Origin of the sequence: Pseudonocardia adelaidensis (assembly GCF_039543345.1) — a bacterium.
Lineage (GTDB): Bacteria > Actinomycetota > Actinomycetes > Mycobacteriales > Pseudonocardiaceae > Pseudonocardia > Pseudonocardia adelaidensis.
Genome location: NZ_BAABJO010000041.1, coordinates 20621 through 34174, shown reverse-complemented (window position 1 = coordinate 34174; position 13554 = coordinate 20621). Strand labels below are relative to the sequence as shown.

The 13554-nt window shown below is 74.5% G+C and carries 13 protein-coding genes; 2 read left to right on the top strand and 11 right to left on the bottom strand.

Annotation, left to right across the window (positions count from 1 at the left end; all coding sequences use genetic code 11):
- Positions 1–9: 9 nt before the first annotated feature.
- The gene (locus tag ABEA81_RS36580) at positions 10–567 is read right to left on the bottom strand and encodes a TetR/AcrR family transcriptional regulator (protein ID WP_345611699.1); all 558 of its coding nucleotides are present in this window, start codon (positions 565–567) and stop codon (positions 10–12) included.
- An 83-nt stretch (positions 568–650) separates the two neighbouring features.
- Between ABEA81_RS36580 and ABEA81_RS36575 the strand changes: the two genes are divergently transcribed.
- Positions 651–1088 (top strand): nuclear transport factor 2 family protein, encoded by a 438-nt coding sequence (locus tag ABEA81_RS36575; RefSeq protein ID WP_345611697.1) that lies wholly within the window; start codon positions 651–653, stop codon positions 1086–1088.
- A gap of 4 nt (positions 1089–1092) precedes the next feature.
- Here ABEA81_RS36575 and ABEA81_RS36570 read toward each other — a convergent pair whose 3' ends face one another.
- The 5 genes from ABEA81_RS36570 to ABEA81_RS36550 form a co-directional block, all read right to left on the bottom strand.
- Entirely contained in the window at positions 1093–2580 is a 1488-nt protein-coding gene (locus ABEA81_RS36570; RefSeq protein ID WP_345611696.1) for a glycosyltransferase family 39 protein, read from the bottom strand.
- A 93-nt stretch (positions 2581–2673) separates the two neighbouring features.
- A complete protein-coding gene (locus ABEA81_RS36565; protein ID WP_345611694.1) occupies positions 2674–3699 on the bottom strand; it encodes an NlpC/P60 family protein in 1026 nt (341 codons plus the stop codon).
- Complete coding sequence (locus ABEA81_RS36560; RefSeq protein ID WP_345611776.1) at positions 3696–4178, bottom strand: poly-gamma-glutamate biosynthesis protein PgsC/CapC; 483 nt, start codon at positions 4176–4178, stop codon at positions 3696–3698. The genes ABEA81_RS36565 and ABEA81_RS36560 overlap by 4 nt, the downstream gene beginning before the upstream one ends.
- The gene (gene pgsB, locus ABEA81_RS36555; RefSeq protein ID WP_345611692.1) at positions 4178–5371 is read right to left on the bottom strand and encodes a poly-gamma-glutamate synthase PgsB; all 1194 of its coding nucleotides are present in this window, start codon (positions 5369–5371) and stop codon (positions 4178–4180) included. The genes ABEA81_RS36560 and pgsB (ABEA81_RS36555) overlap by 1 nt, the downstream gene beginning before the upstream one ends.
- On the bottom strand, positions 5368–6840 hold the full coding sequence (locus ABEA81_RS36550; RefSeq protein WP_345611690.1) for a HAMP domain-containing protein: 1473 nt from the start codon (positions 6838–6840) through the stop codon (positions 5368–5370). The genes pgsB (ABEA81_RS36555) and ABEA81_RS36550 overlap by 4 nt, the downstream gene beginning before the upstream one ends.
- Before the next feature lie 365 nt (positions 6841–7205).
- Between ABEA81_RS36550 and ABEA81_RS36545 the strand changes: the two genes are divergently transcribed.
- Positions 7206–8189 carry a LacI family DNA-binding transcriptional regulator gene (locus tag ABEA81_RS36545; protein ID WP_345611689.1) on the top strand — a complete coding sequence of 328 codons (984 nt, stop codon included), beginning with the start codon at positions 7206–7208 and terminating at the stop codon, positions 8187–8189.
- 99 nt (positions 8190–8288) lie between these two features.
- On the opposite strand, the gene ABEA81_RS36540 is transcribed toward ABEA81_RS36545, so the two are convergent.
- From ABEA81_RS36540 to ABEA81_RS36520, 5 genes are read right to left on the bottom strand one after another with little or no spacing between them, the layout of a single operon-like run.
- Positions 8289–9179, bottom strand: coding sequence for a hypothetical protein (locus tag ABEA81_RS36540; RefSeq protein WP_345611687.1), 891 nt, complete (start codon positions 9177–9179; stop codon positions 8289–8291).
- Positions 9176–10198: an NlpC/P60 family protein gene (locus ABEA81_RS36535; protein WP_345611686.1), complete on the bottom strand. Its 1023-nt coding sequence runs from the start codon at positions 10196–10198 to the stop codon at positions 9176–9178. The genes ABEA81_RS36540 and ABEA81_RS36535 overlap by 4 nt, the downstream gene beginning before the upstream one ends.
- Complete coding sequence (locus tag ABEA81_RS36530) at positions 10195–10677, bottom strand: poly-gamma-glutamate biosynthesis protein PgsC/CapC (RefSeq protein WP_345611684.1); 483 nt, start codon at positions 10675–10677, stop codon at positions 10195–10197. The genes ABEA81_RS36535 and ABEA81_RS36530 overlap by 4 nt, the downstream gene beginning before the upstream one ends.
- Entirely contained in the window at positions 10677–11873 is a 1197-nt protein-coding gene (pgsB, locus tag ABEA81_RS36525) for a poly-gamma-glutamate synthase PgsB (protein WP_345611682.1), read from the bottom strand. The genes ABEA81_RS36530 and pgsB (ABEA81_RS36525) overlap by 1 nt, the downstream gene beginning before the upstream one ends.
- Positions 11870–13300 (bottom strand): HAMP domain-containing protein, encoded by a 1431-nt coding sequence (locus ABEA81_RS36520; RefSeq protein ID WP_345611680.1) that lies wholly within the window; start codon positions 13298–13300, stop codon positions 11870–11872. Before ABEA81_RS36520 ends, pgsB (ABEA81_RS36525) begins: the two co-directional genes overlap by 4 nt.
- Positions 13301–13554: the final 254 nt, after the last annotated feature.

Genomic DNA, 13554 nt, shown 5'->3' with positions numbered 1-13554 from the left:
GGTTGATCCTCATCCCTCCTTCGGTCGGAGCCCGTCGCGCACCACGGCGAGCAGCCGGTGCCGGATGTCCGGGTCCGGGTCGGTGCGCACGGCGTACAGCAGGCCCTTGAGCAGCGCGATCAGGTCGGTGACGGACACGTCTCGGCGGGCAGCGCCTGCCTCCTGCGCCTTGCCGAGGAGGGCGGCCAGCGCGTCGCGCATCTCGTCCCGGGCCGCGGCCATGGCGTCCGCGCCCGCTCCGGCGAACGCGTCGGGAAGATCGCGCTTGGCCAGCGCCTGCTCGGCCACCCGGTCCAGGAAGCCGTCGAGGGCGAGTCCCGGATCGGCAGCCTCGGCGCGGGAGCGCGCGTCGGCCGCGAGGTCCTGGACGTTGGCCACCGAGACGGCCTCGAACAGCGCCTCCTTCGTGGGGAAGTGCCGGTAGACGGTGCCGGGGCCGACGCCCGCCGCCGCTGCGATCTCGTCGAGCGGCACCGCGTAGCCCTGCTCGGCGAACGCGCGCCGGGCGGCCTCGAGCACGCGCTCGCGGTTGCGGCGGGCGTCGGCGCGCAGCACTCGCTCAGCCATGGGTGTTGCTAACCGGGGCGGGCGTTCCGTATCGTCGGAGCGGGGTCATCGTTCCGATTCTAGTTTCCGATCTGGAGGAGCACATGAGCCGCAGCCCGCGGGATGTCGTGGAAGATGTTCGTCGCATGGTCGCCGGGGAGGGCGTGGTCTTCGGCGACCTCTTCGCCGAGGACGGGGTGCTGCGCTACCCGTTCGCGCCTCCCGGGATGCCCCGCGAGCTGGCGGGGCGCGACACCATCCGCGAGTACCACAGTGCCGCGTCCAGCCGGCGGTCACTGCTCGAGATCGAGGGCGTCGACATGATCGTCCGCGGCACCGACGACCCCGAGGTCGTCGTCGTCGAGATCGAGCACCACGGGCACTCGCGCGCCATCGGCGGGCCGTACCGCTTCCGCGCGCTCGGGGTGGTCCGCGTCCGGGACGGGGAGATCGCGGAGTACGACGACTACATGGACCCGATCGCGATGGCGTCCGTGCTCGGCCGCACCCAGGACCTGGTCGCCGCCCTCACCGCCGCCTGACCGCTCACAGGTGCCGCGCGGACGCCCACAGCTGCGCCCACGGCACCCGCCGGCCGTCGAGCACGTGGATCGGGGTGCCCTGCACGAGGTTCGCGACGCGTTCGTCGTTGTCGAGCTCCCCGACGCGGGTCACCGCGCGGAAGGCGGGGGCGATCGCCGACGGGTCGCCGACGAACACGACGGCCCCCGACCCCTCCGGTGGGATCCCGAACCAGGCAGCGCCGCGCGCGAAGCTGTAGGAGGGCAGCTCGGGGGCGAACCGCTGGACGGCCGAGTAGGTCCAGTAGTCGCCCGTGACGACGACGGCGTCCCGGGCCACCTCCGGCGGCAGCGCCCGGTAGGCCGCCTGCACGTCGGCCACCATCGCGGGCCAGCCGATCTCGTCGCGCTGGAAGTCGCCGATCTGCACCGGCTGGTCGGCGTGCACCGACGCAGGCCGGATCGGCAGCACGTTCGCCAGCAGGAGCGCGACCGCGGTGAGCGCGTAGACCGGCCAGGTGGGTACCCAGCGCCACCACGCGGCGGGTCGCCGCCGCTCCACCCGGGCCGCGCCTGCGGCCCACAGCAGCGGCAGCACTCCGGCGATGTAGTACGGCCTGCCGCCCGCGAGCATGAAGAGCAGGGCGACGCCCAGCGCCGTGACGCCGAGGAAGCGGTGCTCGGGTGACCGCAGCAGCTGGACGACACCGGCCACGCCGAGCACCGATCCGACCAGCACACCCGACCCGACGAACCCCAGCGGGAGGAAGCCGGGGATGCCGCCCGCGTAGCCGCTCTCGCCGGCGACGACCCGGCCCATCTCCAGCTGCGGCCAGCCGTTGCGCGCCTGCCAGATGAGGGTCGGGACCGTCACGAGCACCGCGATCGCGCCGCCGTGCCACAGGGCGGGCCTGCGCAGCAGCTCCCGCGGCCCGCAGAACAACACCGCGACGAGCGCGACGGCCCAGAACCCGACGAGCAGGAACTTCACCTGCAGCCCGACCGCGGTCACGATCCCGGCGGCGAGGAGCAGCAGGTCCGAACGGGTGCGGACCCAGCGCACCAGCAGGTACGTGAGCGCGATCCAGGCGACGGGGTCGAGGGTGGACGTGGCGAGCAGGTGGCCCGTGCCCAGGAACCCCGGTGAGACGGCCACCGCGCCCGCGGCGAGCAGCTGCGCCCGCCTGCCCCCGCCGAACTCCCGCGCGAGGAGCGCGGCCAGCACCACCGCCGCCATGATCGCGAGCGTGGCCGGTATGCGCAGCACCGCCACCGAGCCGGGCGCGATCGACTCCATCAGCAGCGCGACGAGCGGCAGCAACGGGGGCTGGTCGGCGTACCCCCAGTCGAGGTGGTGGCCCGCCGCGACGAAGTACAGCTCGTCGCCGAAGTAGCCGTACCGCCCGCTCACGGCCGTGAGCAGCGCACCGACCGCCGCGGACACGGCGAGCACGGGCCCACGGGAGAACGCGGGCAGCTCCCGCACCGGCACCTGCTGTTCGACCGTCGTCACGACGTCCCCCCTCGATCCAGGCTCGACGCTAGGGCGGCGTCGCGGGGAGCGGCTCGATCGATCGGTTGACCCGCGCATCCACCTCGGGGACGGTCACAGCCGCTTCGCAGACCGGAGCGACCGCGCGTAGTACCCCCCGTCATCGAGCAGGGACGTCCCGCCGAGGTCGCCGAGGGTCGGCCCGTCGGCGCGCACCCGGCTGGAGACGAACCGGTGCCCGCCGGCCTCGTCCCGTCCCAGGTAGATCGCCACGTGGTCGGTCCGGCCGTCAGCCGTCTTGTCCAGGTCGAAGAACAGCAGGTCGCCGGCCTGCAGCACGCCGAGGTCGGTCGGGATCCCGCCGGTGTCGGGCAACAGGGTGACGCCCGGGCCGTTCTCCGACATCGCCCGCGCGCGCCGCGGCAGTCCCGGTCCGCGCTCGTTGGTGGGGATCAGCGGGTACCCGGCCCGGAAGCCGTAGACGAGCCGGACGAAGCCGGAGCAGTCGACGGTGCCGTAGCGCTTCGGGTCGGGTTCGCGCCGCGCGCCGTCCGCGAACGTCCAGCCGACGCCGAGGTAGTCGTGGAAGTCGTTGCTCTCGATGGGCGGGCTGCCCGGCGGCGGAGGCGGGCCGAAGGAGGCGTCGCCCTTGAACCGCACGTCCCGGGCATCCCGTTCCTCCGGCGCCCCGTCGAGGTAGTCCCGCACGAACGCCAGCACGTCGGGTTCGGTGCTGCCGAGGAAGGTCCGCAGCCAGTCACGCACCCAGGGCGCGTTCTCGTCCCCCTGGCGCCACTCCTGGGGCAGCAGCCGCACCCACACCCGGGTGGTCACCGCCCGGCCGGGGAACTGGGGCTCGGCGAACGTGCGCGCCGGCCCGTCGAGCGTGACCGTGCGCGCGCCGTCGGTGAAGGTGGCGAGCACCGTGCCCGCCGCGTCGACCACCGTCGTGCGAGCGGGCCCGTCGCGGCGCACGAAACGCAGCTCGCTCGACGCCGGCGCGGGACCCGGCGATGCCGCGATCGGGGCCACCGGTGCCCCCTGCCGCTCCGCCCCGAGCACGATCCCACCGACGCCCACCCCGACGGCCAGCACGCCCATGAGCGCGCGCCGGAGGAGGAGCCTGGTCCGGCCGTTCACTGGGCGGACACCGCCCCGAGCACCAGCCCGCTCGCGAGCACCCCGTAGCTCGCGAGGCTCACCGCCGACGTCGCGAGGACGGTGGCCACGGGCGGCTGCCGCACCAGCTGGTAGGCGACGAGGCCCGGGATGACGAAGCCGAGGGTCTCGTGCGCGAAGAGCAGTGGGTAGTCCCGCTGGACCAGCAGGAACAGGCCGGTGGAGAGCAGCACCGACAGCATCATCACGGCCGCGAACAGGCGCTTGCCGTAGAGGATCACCAGCCGTTGCAGGAGGCGCACCCCGGCGTAGGTGACCACCGTGACACCGGCGATCACCGCGACCTTCAGCGCGTCCTCCACGAGCGTGAGGGCCAGCCAGCCGGGCGTGATCATGCCGCCCGGCGAGAGGTTGGTGGTGAGGTAGCAGATCAACGCGAACAGCAGCCCGATCGCGAGGGCGAGGGTCGCCGCCTGCGGCGCGAGGATGGCGGCGAACATCACGCCGCCTCGGCGGCCACGGCCCGGGGCAGCGCGGCGACGTGGGAGAGCAGCACCTCACCCTGCCCGTGGATGTTGCCGATCGTGACCACGCACGCGTGTCCCCCGGGCCCGAACGCGACGGCGTCCAGGAACACGTCCATGTCGAGGTCGCCACCGAGGTCGACGACCCGGTCGGCGAGCTCGCGCGGCACCCTGATCCGGGCGCTGTGGGTCTGCTCCCCGATCAGCACGATCCGGTCCGGCCGGATCCGGCCGGTCAGCTCGCCCATCTGCCCGTTGCGCTCGACGCGGTCCGGGCGACAGTTGATCACGACCGTGAGCGGGTCGTACAGCAGCCCGCGGTCCTCGAGGAGGTGGATGTTCATCAGCGTGGACTCGGGGTCGTTCGCGGCGAAGACGTTCGCGAACACGAGCTGACCGCGGCCGGTGACGTAGGCGTCCACGGTGACGGTGCCGGGGTCCGGACGCGCCGCGACCATCCCGGCCATCGCCTCCCCCCTGCCGACCCCGCACAGCTGCGCGACGGCCAGCGCGACGGCCACGTTCTCCTTGAACGTGATCCAGCGGAAGCGCTGCATCTCGTCGTCCCGGACGGACTCGGGGTCCACGACGACGAGCTCGCAGTCCCGCTTGCCTGCCTCCTCCCGCAGGATGTGCAGCCGGTCGCGCTCCGCGGTGACGCACACCCCACCCTGCGGCATCGACCGCGCCAGCGAGCGGGCGACGTCGTCCAGGGTCGGCCCCATCTCGTCGAGGTGGTCCTCGCGGACGTTGCAGATCACGCAGATCGTGGAGCGCACCAGCTTCCGCTCGTTGATCTCCTGCAGCTCCGGGAGCACGGCCATGCACTCGATCACCAGCGCGTCCGGTCCACATGCCGCGGCCCGGCGGATGATCCCGATCTGCTCGACGACGTTGGCGATCCCGAACTTGCGGTGCACCGGCTCCTCGGTGCCGTCGGGGAGGATGAAGCGGGCCGCCGTGCCGGTGGTCTTCGCGACCGTCCGCCGCCCACCACCGCGCAGCGCCCCCGCGCACAGCCGGGTGATGGAGCTCTTGCCGCGGATGCCGTTGACGACGATCCGCTCCGGGATCGAGGCCAGGCGCCGGTGGTGGCCGCGCTGCTCGACCAGCCCGGCGACCAGTAGGAACAGGCAGCCGGCGACGTACACGCCGAAGAGGAACGTCACGGGCCGACCTCCGCGGCCGGACCGGTGTGCACCACGACGAACTGGTTGGTCGCCGCGACCGCGGTTCCGAGCTCGTCGAGGCGCTGCGGAGCCAGCGGGGGCACGTCGTCACCGGTGGCCAGGCGCTCGACGTGCCGGGCCAGCCTGCGGGCAGGCAGGACGACCGTGACCGCGGTCCACGCGAGCGCGCCCAGGACCAGGCTCGCGGTCACCGCGATCACGACGAGGGTGCCGCGCCTGCTGCCGTCGTCGGCCAGCGCGGCGACCGCGACGTCGCGCTCCTCGATGAGCACCCATCCCAGATCGGTGGGCGCGCCCGGGGCGCTCACGAGCCGGGCCGCGGCCGCCCGCCCGTCCACCGGCTGCTCGGCCCGGGGCACGTCCGCGGACAGGCTCGCCGCGAGCGCCCCGACCGCCGGGTCGTCCAGCGGTTCGAACGCGGTGTACCCGCCGCTGTCGAGCACGGTGGACCGCCGCGGGTCGACCACCCGGGTGTTGCCGCCCGCGGCGCGGATCACGTCGTTCAGCGTGCGGGGATCGAACTCGGCCACGAGCGCGGTCGTGCCGTCGCCCATCGGGGCGAACGCCCGGACGAGCGGCTCGCTCCCGGAGGTGTTGGCCTGCACGACCCGGGGCTCGGCGGGCGGGACGGCGAACGGTTCGTCGAGCGCCGGACCCGCGGTCACGATCGGCCGGCCCGACCGGTCGACGACCGCGACCGACCGGAACAGCCGTTCCGCCGCGAGGATCCCGCTGACGGTGGTGCCGGGGTCGGCGACGACGCCGCCGGTCGGCGGGTCGGCCGCCCGTTCGAGTGCGGTGAGCCCGCCACGCAGCGCGGCGTCCAGTTCCGCGGCCCGTTCGCCGGCCCGCACGCCCGCGGCACGGACGACCTCCTCGGCGGGCAGCGCAGCTCCGCCGACGGTCGCGATCGCGACCGGCACCACCCAGCCGAGGACGAGCAGGGCGACCAGGCAGGGCGCAGCGGCGAGCGGGACGAGGAGGCGACGGGGGCGGGAGCTGCGCCGGCTGACTGCGCCGGGGTCGAGCCGGTACAGCCCGAGCGCGATGCGGTCCAGCTCGGCGATCCGCGCGCGTGGCACCAGGTCGACCCGGGCCTGGGCAGCCATCCGTGCCGTCGCGTCCCCGAACCGCCGGACCGGCACCACGAGGCCGCCCCACAGCAGGACGTGTCCGACCGCGGCGACGAGCACGAGGGTGCCGGGGATCAGCAGGTCCGGCCACCTGCCGTCACCGGCGACCGCGATGGCGCTGAGCGCAGCGGCGCCGGCCTGCATGGCGAACAGCGCGACGAGCGGCCCGCCGCCCACCCCGGCCAGGAAGGCGGTCTGGGGGAAGGGCGTGAACGGCGGGGCGGAGATCACCCGCATGGGGAGCGGCATCGTGGACGGGCCCGCGATCATCTCGATGTCGGGCGGGATCGTCCGCGGGGGGCAGGGCGTGCTCAACGAGCGTGTCCCTTCGCTTTCTTCCGGGTGCCGGCGGGGCGCGCCCCCGCGTCCGCGCCCCGCCGGCCCCATTCCGTCACAAGATCGATTCTGTCCGATCACGATATCGTGACGATGCACCGCGAACCGTGCGGTTCGGTGATCGAGCGGCGACCGGGAGTCGTGGAACCGGCGAGCGGAGGACGACCTTATTCACTCGAAAGAGTGACGCCGCGGCGGATCGGCGAACGGTCCCCCCAGCACGGTCCGGGACGCCTGCGGATGTAACAGGCGGTGGGCCGAATCTGCCTCCCGCCCTGCGAAATCGATTGCACCGCGGCCATCGAGAGCGCCGTAGACTGCGGGCCTCGAGAAGAGCGGGGGCCATGGCGACGATCTACGACGTGGCGGCCCGGGCGGGCGTGTCGGCGGCCACCGTGTCCCGGGTGTTCAACGGGTCGAACGTCTCGGCGGAGAAGGCCGGGCTCGTGCTGCGGGTGGCGCGGGAGCTGGGCTACACGCCCAACCGCACCGCGCGGGCGTTGCGCATGCAGACCTCGAACGTGATCGGGCTGGTCGTCGCCGACATCGAGAACCCGTTCTTCACCGCGCTCGCCCGCGGGGTGGAGGACGTCGCCGGTGAGGCGGGCTTCTCGGTGGTGCTCTGCAACAGCGACGAGGACCCGGACCGGGAGGTGCGGCACCTGCAGATCGCGGTGGCCGAGCACATGGCCGGGGTGATCCTGGTGCCGGCGGGCGGCGGCAGCGACGTGACGGCGCTGGTCGAGCGCGGCCGCCCCGTCGTCACCGTGGACCGGGCGTTGCACGGGTCGCCGGTCGACTCGGTGGTGGCGGACAACCTGGCCGGTGGACGGGCCGCCACCACCCGCCTCTACGAGCGCGGGGCGGTCCGGGTCGCGTGCGTGACCGGACCGGAGGCGGCCGAGACCGCGCAGCTGCGCAGCGCGGGCTGGCGCGAGGTGTTCACGCAGCGGTCGCCGGGGTCGGATCCGCGGAGCTACCTCGTGCACGCCGACTACCGGGTGGCAGGCGGGCGGGCGGCGATGGAGCGGCTGCTGACCCACCCGGACCCGCCGGACGCGGTGTTCGTGGCCAACAACCTCATGGCCGTCGGCGCCCTGCGCGCCCTCGAGGACCACGGGCTGCGCCCGCCCGCGTTCGGAATGGCCGCCTTCGGGGACCTGCCCTACTTCCCGCTCGGCCCGGCCGGGATCGACGTCGTGCCGCTACCGGCCCGCACGATCGGCGCCACCGCCGCCACGCTCCTGCTCGACCGCATCAAGGGCAGCAGGGAGCCGCACCGGACGATCGTGCTGGGCAACGAGCCGGACCGCACACCTGACCCGTGAGCGAGCGCAGCGTAGACACAGCGTGGGCCGCGAAGTGGCCGAGCGAGCGCAGCGAGGGAGGACGGTGAGCGGATCCGAGTGCCGGGCACTCGTATCCACTCACGACCCCCCGAGCGTGGCCAGCGCCGCGGCCACCTTCTCCGGGTGGGAGCGGGTCTCCACGTTCATCTCGACGTGGGCGAACGGCAGCCCGAAGAGCGCGGCGGCCCGGCCCTGCACGTTCGTGCGCCCCTCCAGCTCGCTGCAGCGGCCCTCCCACGCCCGGCACACCGCGAGGCCCGCACCCTCGATCCGGTCGGCGAGCGCCCGGACCGCCGGAGCCGGGTCGTCGGGGCCACCGCCGAGCACCACGTCCGCGCCGAGGTCGTCCCGGTCGGCGAAGCCGTGCAGCTGCAGCTGCGGGAGCCGCAGCCGGGTGCTGAGGTCCACCGCCAGCGCGTGGAACAGCGAGTCCTCCTCGTGCGCGACGTCGGCGCGCTCGTCGTCGGCCCTGCGGTGCGCCCCGGCCTGCAGGTACACGGCGTCCGGGGCCTCGGCGAGCACGGCCGTGCCGACGTTCTCGGTGTCGTAGTCGGCGTTCGGGTGGGGCACCTCGACGAGCAGCCGCGGCGTCCGGCCCAGCGGGAGCGCGATCAGGCCCCACGACCGCTCCGACTCCGGATCGCTGCGGGCGACGAGGAACTCGGCGCCCGCCGCGTTCCGGGCGGTCCCGACGGTGAACCCGGCGTCCTGGAGCGCCCCCTGGGCGGCCCGGTCCGTCCCGGACCCGACCAGCACCGCCACGGCCTCGACCACGGCGTCGCGCTCTGCGGGTTGCGGCGGGCGGTAGGGACCGCGCGGGCTGAGCCGGTCGGTGAAGTCCCTGACGTGCGCCTCCAGCGACGGCGGCGCAGGCGGCGCCCCGCGGGGCGTGAACACGGCGAGGAGCGCCGCGACCGCGGCGATCGCGAGGAGGACGAGCACGCCCACCATGGTGCGCGTCCGGGTCACAGCCGCTTCGCCGCCCGGAACGACCTGGCGTAGTGCCCGCCGTCGTCCAGCACGGAGGTGCCGCCGAGATCGCCGAGCGTCGGGCCGTTGGCCATCCGCCGGCTGGACACGAAGCGGTGCTGCCCGGCGGCGTCCCGGCCCAGGTAGATCGCGACGTGGTCGATCCGGCGGTCGGGCGCCTGGTCCAGGTCGAAGAAGAGCAGGTCCCCGGCCTGCAGCGCCGCGAGGTTCGACGGCGGGGCGCCGGTGTCGGGGAGGACGACGGCCCCCGGGCCGACCTCGGACATCGACCGCGCGCGCCGCGGCAGCCCGGGGCCGCGCTTCTCGGTGGCGACCAGCGGGTAGCCCTCGCGGTAGCCGTAGACGAGCCGGACGAACCCCGAGCAGTCCACGGCCCCGTAGCGCTCCGGGTCCGGCCGGCGCGCCACGTCGTCCGCGAAGCGCCAGCGGATGCCGAGGTAGTCGAAGAAGTCGGAGTTCTCGGGGGACGGCCCGCCGTTGGGGCCGGGCGGGCCGAACCGCGCGTCGCCGCGGACGCGCACGCCGTCGGCGTCCCGCGCATCGGGCGCCTTGTCGAGGTACTCGGCGGCCACACCCAGGACGTCCGGCTCCGTGCTGTCGAGGTTCTGCTGCAGCCACGGCCGGAACCACGGCTCCCCCTCCGCGCCTGCGCTCCACTCGTGGGGCAGGAGCCGGACCCAGACCCGGGTGGTCACCGGTACGCCGCCGAACTGCGGCTCGGCGAACGTCCGCTCCGGCCCGTCGAGGGTGGCCGTGCGGGCGCCGTCGGTGAGGGTGGCGAGGACCGTGCCCGCGGTGTCGACGACGGTGGTGCCCGCCGGCGCGTCCCGGCGCAGGAAGCGCAGGTCGGCCGAGGCGGCCGCGACCCGCGACGGTGCCTGCCCCGGCGCCACGGGCTCGTCGCGGAGCCGGCCGACCACGATCCCGCTGACGCCGACGACGACCGCCAGCACGCCCATGAGGACGCGCCGGGCCCTGAGCCCGGACCCCCTTGTCACAGAGCGGTCACCGCCCCGAGCACCAGCCCGCTCGCCAGCACGCCGTAACTCGCGAGGCTCACCGCCGACGTCGCCAGCACGGTGGCCACCGCAGGCTGCCGCACGAGCTGGTAGGCCACCAGGCCCGGGATGACGAACCCGAGCGTCTCGTGGGCGAAGATCAGCGGGTAGTCGCGCTGCACCACGAGGAACAGGCCGGTCGACAGCAGCACCGACAGCATCATCACCGCGGCGAACAGCCGCTTGCCGTAGAGGATCACGGCGCGCTGCAGGCCGCGCAGGCAGAAGTAGGTGACGACCGTGACGGCGGCGATCACCGCCACCTTCCGCGCGTCCTCCACCAGCGTGAGCGCGAGCCAGCCGGGGGTGATCATGCCGCCGGGCGAGAGGTTCGTGGTGAGGTAGCAGACGAGTGCGAACAGCAGGCCGATCGCGAGCGCGACGGTGGCGGCCTGCGGAGCGAGGGAACCGGCCAGCATCAGGCGGCCCTGACGTCGGCGCGCGGTCGCGGCAGCTCGGCGATCCGCGACAGCAACACCTCGCCCTGGCCGTGGATGTTGCCAGCGGTGACCACGGAGCCCGTGCCGTCCGGCCCGATCGCGACCGCGTGAAGGAACGCGTTCAGGTCGAGCGCGCCGCCGAGGTCGACCACGCGATCCGCGAGGTCGCGCGGCACGCGGCCGCGCGCGGTGTGGGTCTGCTCGCCGATCAGCACGATCCGCTGCGGGCGCACCTGGCCCGTGAGCTCGCCCATCTGCCCGTTGCGCTCGACGCGGTCCGGCCGGCAGTTGATCACCATCGTCAGCGGAGCGGAGATCATCCCGCGGTCGCGCAGCAACGCGATGTTCATCAGCGTCGACTCGGGGTCGTTCGCGGCGAACACGTTGGCGAACGCGATCCGGCCGCGGTCGGTGGCGTAGGTCTCGACGGTGACCGTGCCGGGGTCGGGGCGCGCCGCCACCATGCCCGCCATCGCCTCGCCGCGCCCGATCCCGGTGAGCTGCGCGACGGCCAGCGCGATCGCCACGTTCTCCTTGAACGTGATCCAGCGGAACCGCTCCATCTCGTCGTCCCGCACCGATTCCGGGTCCACCGCCACCAGCCGGCAGCCGCGCCGGTCGGCCTCCTCCTGCAGGATGTGCAGCCGGTCGCGCTCCGCGGTGACGCAGATCCCGCCCTTCGGCATCGACCGCGACAGCGAGCGGGCGACGTCGTCCAGGGTCGGCCCCATCTCGTCGAGGTGGTCCTCGCGGACGTTGCAGATCACGCAGATCGTGGAGCGCACCAGCTTCCGCTCGTTGATCTCCTGCAGGTCGGGCAGCACCGCCATGCACTCGATCACCAGCGCGTCCGGCCGCCATGCCGCGGCCCGGCGCACGATGCCGATCTGCTCGACGACGTTGGCGATCCCGAACTTGCGGTGCACCGGCTCCTCGGTGCCGTCGGGGAGGATGAAGCGGGCCGCCGTGCCGGTCGTCTTCGCGACGATCCGCAACCCGCCGCCCCGCATGGCGCCGGCGCAGAGCCGGGTGATGGAGCTCTTGCCGCGGATGCCGTTCACGACGATCCGCTGCGGGATCGAGTGCAGCCGCCGGTGGTGGTTGCGCTGCTCGACCACACCGGCCAGCAACAGCAGCAGGCAACCCGCGACGTACACGCCGAACAGGAACGTCACGCGCGGGCCACCGCCCTCGGTCCGCGCGTGTCCAGCGGCCGGGCGCCGCCCCGGATCACCCGGTTGCTCGGCGGCGCCCCGACGGTGCGGGTGGCCGCCAGCCGGTTCGTGGCCTCGACGGACGTGCCGATCTCGTCGAGGCGCTGTGGGGCGAGCGGCGCAAGTGTCTCCCCGGCCGCGAGCCGCTCGACGTGCCGGACGAGCCTGCGGGCCGGCGCGACGACCGTGACCGCCGTCCAGCCGAGCGCCGCGCAGGCGATGCTCGCCGCCGCGACGATCGCCACGAGCGCCGCGCGCCGGTTCCCGTCGCTCGCGAACGCGGCGACGGCGACGTCCTGGTCCTCGACGAGCACCCAGCCGAGATCGGTCGGGGTGCCGGTCGCCGCGACACGCTGGGCCGCGGCCACCCGTCCGTCCCCGGCGGCGTCCGCGGCGGGTGCGCCCCCGGACGCGGCGGCGGCGAGCGCCCCGAGCGCCGGGTCGTCCAGCGGCGCGAACGCCGTGTACCCGCCGCTGTCGAGCACGGTGGCCTGCTGCCCGTCGACCACCTGGGTGTGCCCGCCCGGACCGCGGATCACGGCGTTCAGCGCGCGCGGGTCGAACTCGGCCACCAGCGCGCTGGAGCCGTCCCACATGGGGGCGGATGCGCGCACGAGCGGTTCGCTCCCGGCGTTGTTCGCCTGCACCACCCGCGGGCCCCCGGGCGGGACCTCGATCTCGGCGGTCGCCGGCGTCCCGGCCGTCACGACCGGCCGACCGGACGCATCCACGACCGTGACCGAGCGGAAGAGCGGTTCGGCCTCGAGCACCTGGGTCGCGGTGGCGGCGGGGTCGGTGACGGCGCCGCCGGTCGGCAGGCCCGCGGCCTGCTGCACGCGCTCCAACCCGGCGCGCAGCGCGCCGTGCAGGTCCTCCGCCTCGGCGGCCGCGCTCACGGCCGCCTCCCGGATGACGGCGTCGGTCCTGGGCTCGACGCCGCCGACCGTAGCGACCGCGGCCGGTATCGCCCAGCCCAGCACGAGCACGGCCACCAGGCACAGCGCGGCGGCGAGCGGGACCCGGTGATGGACGCGGGCGCCCCGGCGCCCGGGCCGGACGCGGCGGAACCGGTACAGCGCCACCGCGATGCGGTCGAGCTCGGCGGTGCGGGCCCTGGGGACCACGTCGACCCGGTCCTCGGCGGCCATGCGGGCCATCGCCGCGGCGAACCGCCGGACCGGACGCACGAGTGCGCCCCACAGCAGCGCGTACGCGGCGAGGGCCACCAGGGCGAGGCCGCCCGGAATCCACCAGTCCGGCCAACCGCCCCCGAGCAGCGCGATGGCCGAGAGCGCGGCGGCGCCGGCCAGCAGCGCGGCCAGCGCGACGAGCGGGCCACCGCTCACCCCGGACGACGACCGCGGCTCCGGGAACGGGGGGAACCGCATGTCGGGCATCGTCTGCGCGGGCAACGGGATCGTCGGCGGGGAGCAGGGGGTGCTCAACGAGCTGTCCCTTCGAACGTTCCTCGGGCTGCCGGCGGTGCGTGGCGGACGTCGGTGTCCACCCCGCCGGCCCCGTCATGTCACGAGCACAGGTCCAAGTCGTCACGATAGCGTGACGCTGTAGCCCGAATGACGCAGCGTCCGGTCATCGTGAGTAGACACACGGTCGCATCCGGTCGCGGGCGTCACCCAACCGG

Excerpts from the sequence above, each read along its gene's own strand:
- ABEA81_RS36580 (WP_345611699.1), bottom strand. The coding sequence starts at position 567 with ATGGCTGAGCGAGTGCTGCGCGCCGACGCCCGCCGCAACCGCGAGCGC.
- ABEA81_RS36575 (WP_345611697.1), top strand. The coding sequence starts at position 651 with ATGAGCCGCAGCCCGCGGGATGTCGTGGAAGATGTTCGTCGCATGGTC.
- ABEA81_RS36560 (WP_345611776.1), bottom strand. The coding sequence starts at position 4,178 with ATGTTCGCCGCCATCCTCGCGCCGCAGGCGGCGACCCTCGCCCTCGCG.
- ABEA81_RS36545 (WP_345611689.1), top strand. The coding sequence starts at position 7,206 with ATGGCGACGATCTACGACGTGGCGGCCCGGGCGGGCGTGTCGGCGGCC.
- ABEA81_RS36530 (WP_345611684.1), bottom strand. The coding sequence starts at position 10,677 with ATGCTGGCCGGTTCCCTCGCTCCGCAGGCCGCCACCGTCGCGCTCGCG.
- ABEA81_RS36520 (WP_345611680.1), bottom strand. The coding sequence starts at position 13,300 with ATGCGGTTCCCCCCGTTCCCGGAGCCGCGGTCGTCGTCCGGGGTGAGC.